Consider the following 9,725-nt stretch of genomic DNA (forward strand, 5'->3'; position numbering starts at 1 on the left):
ATGACTCCTTTACATGTCAATCGGCTTGAGGTAAAAGCAGCCAACTCGATACGCGCGCCCACGGGGTGGGGCCCCCGGATGGGACCGTCAGCGCAGCAGCTCGATCTCGGCCAGCGTCACCGGTCCGTCCGCCGGCACCAGGCGGTAGTGCCCGTACGTGCCGGGCCGAGCCACGGTGAACACCCGGGTCTGCTGGTCCCAGGCGAACGACTCGCCCGAGCGCCGGTCCAGATCGACCCACTTCGTCCCGTCCGAAGAGCCCTGGAGGACCCACCCCTTGGGGGCCTTCGACCGGTCGGCGGACGTCAGGGTGTACTGCGCCGCGCGCGTGGCCGACGCCACCGGCAGCTCGGCGGAGCCGAACGAGGCGGATGTCGCCGAGGTGTCGTCGAAGAGCGGACCTCCGCCCTCGGTCGCGTCGGAGGGCGGCACCGGAACCCTGCCGTCCTGCGTGATCGACACCGGCGCCGCCTTCTCGCCCGTGCCCCAGGCCGACGGACGCGGCCCCATCGCGAAGTCCAGCGTGCCGCCCCGGGCCAGCAGGGAGTGGGGGAGCGCGGTGGAGTTCCACGCCTTGCCGTTCACCTTCAGCGACTGGACGTAGAGGTTGCGCGCGCTGTTAGCCGGCGCCCTGACCACGAGGTCGCGGCCGTTCTCCAGGTGCACGGTCGCCTTGGTGAACTGGGGCGAGCCGACGGCGTACTCGCCGCTGCCCATGACCAGCGGGTAGAACCCGAGCGCGGAGAACAGGTACCAGGCCGACTGCTCGCCGTTGTCCTCGTCGCCGTGGTAGCCCTGCCCGATGGGGCTGCCCGTGTAGAGGCGGTTCATCACCTCGCGGACCTTCTCCTGCGTCTTCCAGGGCTGCCCGGCCGCGTCGTACATGTACGTCACATGGTGGGCGACCTGGTTGGAGTGGCCGTACATGCCCATCCGGACGTCACGGGCCTCGGTCATCTCGTGGATGACGCTGCCGTACGAACCGGCGAGGTCGGGGGAGGCCGTCTCGGGCGTCGTGAAGTACGCGTCGAGCTTCTTCGCCAGGCCCGCGCGCCCGCCGTAGAGGTTGGCCAGGCCCCGGGAGTCCTGCGGGGCGGTGAACGCGTAGCCCCAGCCGTTGGTCTCGGTGTAGTCGTAGCCCCAGACCCGCGGGTCGTAGGAGGCGCTGGGCACGCGCCACCGGCCCTGGGTGTCCCGGCCCTGGAAGAAACCGGGGGCGCCCGCCCCGGCGCTCGCCGCCCGGGAGTCGAAGAGCTTCACGTAGTTGCGGGCCCGGCCCAGGAAGTACGCCGCCTCCTCCTTGTAGCGGGACTTGTGGGTCCTGTCGTAGAGCGCCTGGCCCATCTTCGCGAGGCCGTAGTCGTTGAGGTAGCCCTCCAGGGACCACGACAGGCCCTCGTGCGTCGAGGTCGGGGTGTAGCCGAGGAAGGGCGAGGTGTCCATGCCCTTGCGGCCGACCCCCGCGGCCGGCGGGGCGACGGTGGCGTTCTTGAGCGCGGCCTCGTAGGCGGCCTCGCCGTCGAACTTCACGCCCTTCACGTACGCGTCGGCGAAGGCCACGTCCGAGCTGGTCCCGGTCATCAGGTCCGCGTAACCGGGCGAGGACCAGCGCGAGATCCAGCCGCCGTCCTTGTACTGCTGGACGAACCCGTCGACCATCTCGCCGGCCCGCCCCGGGGTGAGCAGCGAGTACGCGGGCCAGGTCGTGCGGTAGGTGTCCCAGAAGCCGTTGTTGACGTACACCTTCCCCTCGACGATCTTCGCGCCGGTGCGGGTGGGCGTGTCCTGGCCGGTGCCGGGGGAGAAGGGGCTGGCGTAGACGTCCTTGGCTCCCACCCGCTCGAAGCCGGAGTTCGGGTACAGGTAGAGCCGGTAGAGCGAGGAGTAGAGGGTGGTGAGCTGGTCGTGGCTCGCGCCCTCGACCTCCACCCGGCCCAGGATCCGGTCCCAGGCGCGCTGGGCCTGCCGCTTCACCCGCTCGAAGGACGTGCCCGCCGGGATCTCCGCGGCGAGGTTGGCCTTCGCCTGGTCCACGCTGATGAGCGAGGTCGCCAGGCGCAGGGTGACCGTGCGGTCCTTGCCGGGCTTCAGCCGCAGATAGCCGGTGACGTCGGCGCCGCCGCCCCCGGGCAGCTTTCCGCCCGCGGTCGCCGGTACGTCGAAGACGCCGTGGACGAAGAGCCGGGTGGCGCCCTGGGAGAGACCGCTCTTCACGTCGGAGTAGCCGGTGAAGGACGAGGTCGACGGGTCGAGGGTGAGGCCGCCGTTGTTGTTCACGTTGTCGAGGAGCACGCTCGCGTCGTCACCGGGATAGGTGAACCGCATGGCCGCCGCGTGGTCGGTGGGCGCCATCTCGGCCTTGAGGCCGTTCTCGAAGGTGACGCCGTAGGAGTACGGCTTGGCGCTCTCGTTCTCGTGCCGGAACGGCAGGGCGCGCGCGGTCCGCGAGGCGTCCGGGATCCCGGCCGCCGCCGACGGCATCAGCTGGAAGGTCTGCCGGTCGCCCATCCACGGGCTGGGTTCGTGGCTGGCGGAGAACGCCTGGAGGGTGGGCAGGTTGTCGGCGTTGTTGCGCCGCGCGTAGTCGTACAGCCAGTCCTGCGAGCCCGCGTTGGTCACCGGGGTCCAGAAGTTGAACCCGTTGGGGACGGCCGTCGCCGGGAAGGTGTTGCCGCGCGAGAAGGAGCCGCTGGAGTTGGTGCCGCGGGTGGTCAGCGCGTAGTCGGAGAGGTGCGCGAGGCGCTTCTCCGGCTTCTTCGGGGCGATCGAGAGGTCGTCGATCCAGCCCTGGAACTTCGCCGGCCCCTTGGGCGAGTCGTACGCCACCAGGATCCGGTCCGCGGTCTTGCCCGCGGCCACCGCGCCGATGCGCGAGGACACCTCGTTCCACTGGTTGACGTAGAGGGTCTTCGCCGCGCCCTGGCCCTGGGGGGTGAGCCGTCCGCCGTGCGCGTCGAGGGCCCCGAGGTCACTCAGATAGGTGCCGTCGGTGAAGGCGAGGTCCACCGACACGTTGGTGGCGGGGTAGCCGGGGTCGGTCTCCGGCATCGACGGGAAGACCTTGTAGTCGAGCACGGTGTCCCGGCCGATCCGGGTGTCCACGTCGAAGATCTTGTTGTACGAGTAGGCGCGGCCGTCCGCCTTGTGCGTACCGGCGTAACGCAGGGCCCTCTTTCCGGTGAATCCGGCGTTGGCCTTGGCGGTGGGGGAGCCGCCGGGGCCGCGGTCCGGCAGAGTCCGCATGTCCGCGGGGACCGGGGTGCTGGTGTCGCCGTTCGAGAACTGCACATCGGCCAGCTGGGTGAGGTCGGCGCCACTGTTATGGGTGATTTCCAGGCGGTAGTGCGCGTATGCCGTGGAGTTGGTGAAGCCGTACGTCCGGGTCTGGAAGCGGGAGGCGAACGTCTCGCCCGAGCGGGTGTCCAGCGTCGTCCAGGTGGCGCCGTCGGCGGAGCCCTTCAGCGTCCAGTCCCGGGGGTCGCGCGCGGCCGCGTCATTGGCCGAGGTCAGGGCGTAGGTGACGACCTTGACCGGGCTGTCGAGGTCGAACTCCAGCCAGGCGGTGGGCTGGAAGGCGAGCCATTTGGTGCTCGGCTGGCCGTCGACGAGGTTCTCCTTCACCTCGCCCGACCCGTCGTTCTCGGCGCTCGCCCGGACCGCCGTCACCCGGTCGGTGACACTGCCCGGTATACCGCTCGCGAAGCCGCCGTCGACGCCCGAGGCGCGCTTGCTCCCGTCCGGGCCCCTCTCCACGGTGTCGCGCCAGTCGGGCTGCGGCTGGCCGTTCTCGAACGAGGTACGGAACTCCTGGCCGGCCCGGGAGGGTTGGGCGGCGGCGGACTGGGCGGTCGCGGCTCCCTGGGCCGTCACCACGAGCAGGAAGGAGGCCGCCGCGAGGGCGGCCGTCGGCCCTTGGCGGAGCCGGGATCTGGGCAGCATACGGGGCCTTTCCATTGGCGGGCGCATGACAGAGGGCAGCGCGCCGAAGGCCGGTGCGCACCGGTCATACGATCTGGACAACGTTGTCAGAGAGAAAATGCAGGATCCAGTAGGAAGGCAAGTCGACGGTGCTGTCAAGGGCGTTGAGGGCAAATGGCCCGGGCGTTCCTGGACGCCGCGAGGGGCTCGCGGGGGTCCGGCCCGCCGCGCTCCGCCATCAGATATCCAAGAGGTCTCAACTCGGGAAAGGATGCCGTCCAACCGTGCTTTCGATCTTGCTCAGTTGACGGAAAGTGGACTATACCTGTCGGCGTCCGCTCCGCCGGGAAACCGGCGTGCTCGGGGACGGGGGACGTCGGGGAAGCAACGGCACGTCATCCTCCGCACATCCGACGTATCCGCTGCGTACCCTGCACTACCCAAGCTTCGGCACAACTGACCGCGGTGGCGGGGCCCTTCGCCTGTAGGCGATTCGGTACGGGCGACCGGTACACCGCCTGAGTCCTGGAGAAGGCGAGGACTTGAGCATGGGATCCACCTCCGCCCACGAGAGCAATGAGGGCCTGGGCCGTCGCGATCTGATCAAGCGGTCCGCCGCGCTCGGTCTGATCAGCGTTCCGGCGATGGGCTTCCTGTCCGCCTGCGCGAGCGGCGACAGCGGCGGCGACAAGAAGGTAGAGAAGGGCACCAAATCCGACAAGAACCCGCTCGCGGTGAATGAGTCGGCCCCTCTCGACGTCGTCATCTTCGACGGCGGTTTCGGCACCAAGTACGCCACCGACGCGAACGCCGTCTACCAGAAGGCGTTCCCGAAGGCGAAGATCAGTTTCCACAAGACCCAGAAGATCCAGTCGGAGCTCCAGCCGAAGTTCAACGGCGGCACCCCGCCGGACCTGATCGACAACTCGGGCGCCGAGCAGATGGACATGGGTGTCCTGGTCGGAAAGAGCCAGCTCACCGATCTGACCCCGCTCCTGGACGCGCCCTCCATCGACGACCCGAACAAGAAGGTCCGCGACACGCTGCGGCCGGGCATCGTCGAGATGGGCCAGTTCGACGGCGACCAGTGCTGGATCTTCTACTACGCGTACACCGTGTACGGCGTGTGGTACTCGCAGACCGCGCTCGACAAGCTCGACGCGAAGTACCCCGAGACCTGGGACGAGATGCTCGCGCTGTGCGCGAAGGCGAAGAAGCAGGGCATCGCGGGCTGGACCTACCCGGGCAAGTACCCGTACTACCTGCCGTTCTCGCTCTACCCGTTCATCGCCAAGATCGGCGGCCGGGAGGTCCTGGACGCCATCGACAACCTGGAGCCGAAGGCCTGGGAGCACCCGGCCGTCAAGGCCGCGTTCGAGGCGTACTACGAGCTCTTCAAGAAGGGCTACATCCTCCAGGGCACGCCCGGCATGACCCACATCCAGTCGCAGACCGCCTGGACCAAGGGGCAGGCGCTGTTCATCCCGAACGGCTCCTGGGTGGAGAACGAGGCCGCTCCCACCACGCCCAAGGACTTCAAGATGATGGTGGGCGCGCCCTCCAGCCTGGACGGCAACGACAAGATGCCGTTCGGCACCATCTGGGCGTCCGGCGGTGAGCCCTTCATCGTCCCGGCCAAGGCGAAGAACCCGGTCGGCGGTATGGAGCAGCTGCGCATCATGCTCAGCGAGGCCTCCTCGAAGAACTTCACCTCCCAGGTGAAGTCGCTCTCCGCCTTCAACGGCGGCACGGACGGCCTGGCCCTGTCGACCGCCCTGCAGTCCGGTGTCGACGCGCTGAAGAAGGCCGGCACGAACGTCGTCAACCCGCGGCTTCAGGACTGGTATGTGAAGCTCCAGAAGGAGCAGATCGGCGTGGCCGGTCTCGGCGAGATGATGGCGGGCCGCGCCACCCCGGCCGAGACCATCAAGAAGATCCAGGGGTACGCCGACAAGGCCGCCCAGGACCAGAACATCAAGCACTACAAGCACAAGAAGTAGCGGCAGTGGTCAGGCGTCACCAGCGGCGGCACCCGCTAGAAGATCGGGGTCGGTAACCATGCAACACGGCAAGTACCGGTTCATCGTGGGATTTCTGGTACTCCCACTGGCGTTGTACTCACTCTTCGTCATCTGGCCGTTCATCCAGTCGATCTACTACTCGTTCACGGACTGGACCGGTCTGAGCCCGGACTTCGAAATGGTCGGCTTCGACAACTACACACGGATGTTCGACGACGACATCTTCTGGAAGTCGTTGCAGCACAGTCTGCTCTTCGTCCTGCTGCTGCCCCTGGTGACGCTGGGCCTCGCGCTGTTCTTCGCCTTCATGCTCAATGTCGGGGGGCGGCGCCGAAAGGGCGCCGCCATCGCCGGAGTGCGCGGTTCCGGATTCTACAAAATCGCCTACTTCTTTCCGCAGGTGCTCTCGATCGCGATCGTCGCCCTGCTCTTCCAGTTCGCGTACAACCCCAACAACGGCGTGATCAACTCCGCGCTCAAGGGGGTCGGGCTCGGCAGCGTCCAGCCGAACTGGCTGGGCGACCCGGATCTGGCGCTCTACTGCGTGATGGCCGTGCTGGTGTGGTCCACGGTCGGCTTCTTCGTCGTCCTGTTCTCGGCCGGGATGGCGTCGATCCCCAAGGACTTCTACGAGGCGGCGCTGCTCGACGGCGCCAGCCGCTTCACCACGTTCTTCAAGATCACCCTGCCGCTGCTCTGGGACACCGTGCAGTCCGGCTGGGTCTACATGGGCATCCTCGCCCTCGGCGCCGAGGCCTTCGCCTCCGTGCAGATCATGACGGTGGGCCCGGGCGGCCCCGACTACTCGACCACGGTCCTGCCGCTCTACGTCTATCAGTCGGCGTTCCGCGACGGTCAGGCCGGATACGCGACCACGATCGGTGTCGCGCTGCTCGTCGTCACGCTGCTGTTCGCGGCGGTCGTGATGCGACTGGGCCGGCGCGAGCGGCTGGAGTTCTCATGACCACTGACACCTCGACCGCCGACCTCGCCGAGGAGCGCCCGCCCGTGGCCAAGCAGGCGGCGCCGGTGAAGAAGGAGAAGAAGAGCGAGGGCGCGGTCCTCAACGTCTTCTCCCACGGCGTGCTCGTCCTGTGGGCGTTCATGGTCGTCATCCCGCTGCTCTGGGCGGTCATGGCGTCCTTCAAGGACGACAACTCGATCCTGTCCACCCCCTGGGCGCTCCCGGACAAGCTGCACTTCGACAACTGGTCGCGGGCCTGGACCCAGGCCCACATGAGCGACTACTTCCTCAACACCATCCTGGTGGTGGGCGGCTCGCTCATCGGCACGCTGCTGCTCGGCTCGATGGCCGCGTACGTCCTGGCCCGCTTCGACTTCCCCGGGAACCGGTTCATCTACTACCTGTTCATCGGCGGGATGAGCTTCCCGATCATGCTGGCGCTGGTGCCGCTGTTCTACGTGATGAACAACCTCAGCCTGCTGAACACCACGCACGGCCTGATCCTGGTCTACATCGCGTACTCGCTGCCGTTCACGGTCTTCTTCCTCACCTCGTTCTTCCGGACGCTGCCCAGCTCCATCGCCGAGGCGGCGATGATCGACGGCGCCTCGCACACCCGTACCTTCTTCCAGGTGATGCTGCCGATGGCCCGTCCGGGTCTGATCAGCGTGGGAATCTTCAACTTCCTGGGGCAGTGGAACCAGTACATGCTGCCGACGGTGCTCAACACCGACCCCGACAAGCGGGTGCTCTCCCAGGGCCTGGTCGAGCTCGCGACCAGTCAGGGGTACAAGGGCGACTGGTCCGGGCTGATGGCGGGCCTGGTGATGGCGATGCTGCCGGTGCTCGCCGCGTACATCGTCTTCCAGCGCCAGGTCGTCGCGGGCCTGACCGCCGGAGCACTCAAATAGCGGTACGTCACGCTCCGTATCCACCCCGGGACTGCCCGTCGGCGACACGCCGACGGGCGGTCCCGTGTCATGTCCCACTGCTCAGGTCTTGACGGGAGACAACCCGAAAGGCTCAGCTTAGAGTTCACATGTTGGAGATAGGGCGGGGCCTCGGAGTGGCGGTCCCGTGCGAGGGCGGCCGTCGTGCCGCCCACCTACGGCGGGAGTGGATGAGTCGATGGAGACTCCGGGGTCGCAGACGTCATTGCACCGGGCCAACCTCGAGCGGGTCGTACGCGCGGTGCGCATGGCGGGCTCGCTCACCCAGGCCGAGATCGCCAGGGCCACCGGCCTGTCCGCGGCCACGGTCTCCAATATCGTTCGTGAACTGAAGGACGGCGGAACCGTCGAGGTCACGCCCACCTCCGCGGGCGGCCGACGGGCCCGCAGCGTCTCGCTCAGCGGCTCCGCCGGCATCGTCATCGGCGTCGACTTCGGCCACACCCACCTGCGCGTCGCGGTCGGCAACCTCGCCCACCAGGTGCTCGCCGAGGAGGCCGAGCCCCTCGATGTGGACGCCTCCTCCGCGCAGGGCTTCGGCCGGGCGGAAGAGCTGGTCACCCGCCTGATCGCGGCCACCGGCATCGGCCACGACAAGGTCATCGGGGTGGGTCTGGGCGTGCCCGGCCCCATCGACGTGGAGTCCGGGACGCTGGGCTCGACGGCCATCCTGCCGGGCTGGACCGGCATCAACCCCCGCGAGGAGCTCTCGGGCCGCCTGGGCGTACCGGTGTACGTCGACAACGACGCCAACCTGGGCGCCCTGGGCGAGCTGGTGTGGGGCAGCGGACGCGGAGTCAAGGACCTGGCGTACATCAAGGTGGCCAGCGGTGTCGGCGCCGGTCTGGTGATCGACGGGCAGATCTACCGGGGCCCCGGCGGCACGGCCGGCGAGATCGGCCACATCACCCTGGACGAGTCGGGCCCGGTGTGCCGTTGCGGCAACCGGGGCTGCCTGGAGACCTTCACCGCGGCGCGGTACGTGCTGCCGCTGCTCCAGTCCAGCCACGGGGCCGATCTGAGCATGGAACGGGTGGTCCAGCTGGCCCGCGAGGGGGACCCGGGGTGCCGCCGGGTGGTGGCGGACGTGGGCCGCCACATCGGCAGCGGTGTCGCCAACCTCTGCAACCTGCTGAACCCCAGCCGGGTGGTCCTCGGCGGTGACCTGGCGGAGGCCGGGGAGCTGGTCCTGGGGCCCATCAGGGACTCCGTGTCGCGGTACGCGATTCCCAGTGCGGCGCGCCAGCTGTCGGTCCTTCCGGGGGCCCTGGGCGGCCGTGCAGAGGTGCTCGGCGCGCTGGCGCTGGTACTGAGTGAAATGGGCGATTCGACCCTGTTGGAGAGTGCTCTCCCGGCCGGGGCTCCTGCCTTCACTTAGATAACGGATGGCACCGTTGTCATCTCGTTAAGGATTTACTCCTTGACGGTGGCCCTGCAGCCGAGTTGACTTCCAGCCACCTCGGCCGCAACGTCGCGGCCTCGTCAGGGAGGTTTCAGAATGAACACGCGTACGCGTCGTGCCGCCGTGGCCGTGGCCGCCACCGCGATGGCCGTCTCTCTCGCCGCCTGCGGCAGCGCCAAGGAGTCGGGCGACAAGACGAAGGAGTCGACCGGCTCCAAGAAGGGCGACGACATCAAGATCGGTCTGCTCCTGCCGGAGAACCAGACCGCGCGCTACGAGAAGTTCGACAAGCCGCTCATCGAGAAGAAGGTCAGCGAGCTGACCAACGGCAAGGGCAAGGTCGTCTACGCGAACGCCAAGCAGGACGCGACGACGCAGACGCAGCAGGTCGACACGATGATCACCAACAAGGTCGACGCGCTGATCGTGGACGCGGTGGACTCCAAGGCGATCGCGGGCGCGGTGAAGAA

6 protein-coding genes are annotated in these 9,725 nt (G+C 68.1%); 5 read left to right on the forward strand and 1 reads right to left on the reverse strand.

Features of this window, described 5'->3' with window-relative positions; genetic code table 11:
• Window positions 1-87 precede the first annotated feature (87 nt).
• Window positions 88-3,939: a GH92 family glycosyl hydrolase gene (locus AC069K_RS26165; RefSeq protein WP_478620439.1), complete on the reverse strand. Its 3,852-nt coding sequence runs from the start codon at window positions 3,937-3,939 to the stop codon at window positions 88-90.
• Window positions 3,940-4,466: 527 nt separating this feature from the next.
• On the opposite strand from AC069K_RS26165, the gene ngcE reads away from it, so the two are divergent.
• The 5 genes from ngcE to AC069K_RS26190 form a co-directional block, all read left to right on the forward strand.
• A complete protein-coding gene (gene ngcE, locus AC069K_RS26170; protein WP_365111091.1) occupies window positions 4,467-5,918 on the forward strand; it encodes an N-acetylglucosamine/diacetylchitobiose ABC transporter substrate-binding protein in 1,452 nt (483 codons plus the stop codon).
• Between the two features lie 58 nt (window positions 5,919-5,976).
• Window positions 5,977-6,903 carry a carbohydrate ABC transporter permease gene (locus AC069K_RS26175; protein ID WP_365111094.1) on the forward strand — a complete coding sequence of 309 codons (927 nt, stop codon included), beginning with the start codon at window positions 5,977-5,979 and terminating at the stop codon, window positions 6,901-6,903.
• On the forward strand, window positions 6,900-7,814 hold the full coding sequence (locus AC069K_RS26180) for a carbohydrate ABC transporter permease (RefSeq protein ID WP_358833372.1): 915 nt from the start codon (window positions 6,900-6,902) through the stop codon (window positions 7,812-7,814). Before AC069K_RS26175 ends, AC069K_RS26180 begins: the two co-directional genes overlap by 4 nt.
• Before the next feature lie 217 nt (window positions 7,815-8,031).
• Window positions 8,032-9,231 carry an ROK family transcriptional regulator gene (locus tag AC069K_RS26185; protein ID WP_365111098.1) on the forward strand — a complete coding sequence of 400 codons (1,200 nt, stop codon included), beginning with the start codon at window positions 8,032-8,034 and terminating at the stop codon, window positions 9,229-9,231.
• Between the two features lie 120 nt (window positions 9,232-9,351).
• A partial coding sequence (locus tag AC069K_RS26190; RefSeq protein WP_365111101.1) for a substrate-binding domain-containing protein occupies window positions 9,352-9,725 on the forward strand: 374 nt, incomplete at its 3' end.

Source organism: Streptomyces sp. NPDC043908 (genome assembly GCF_056435525.1).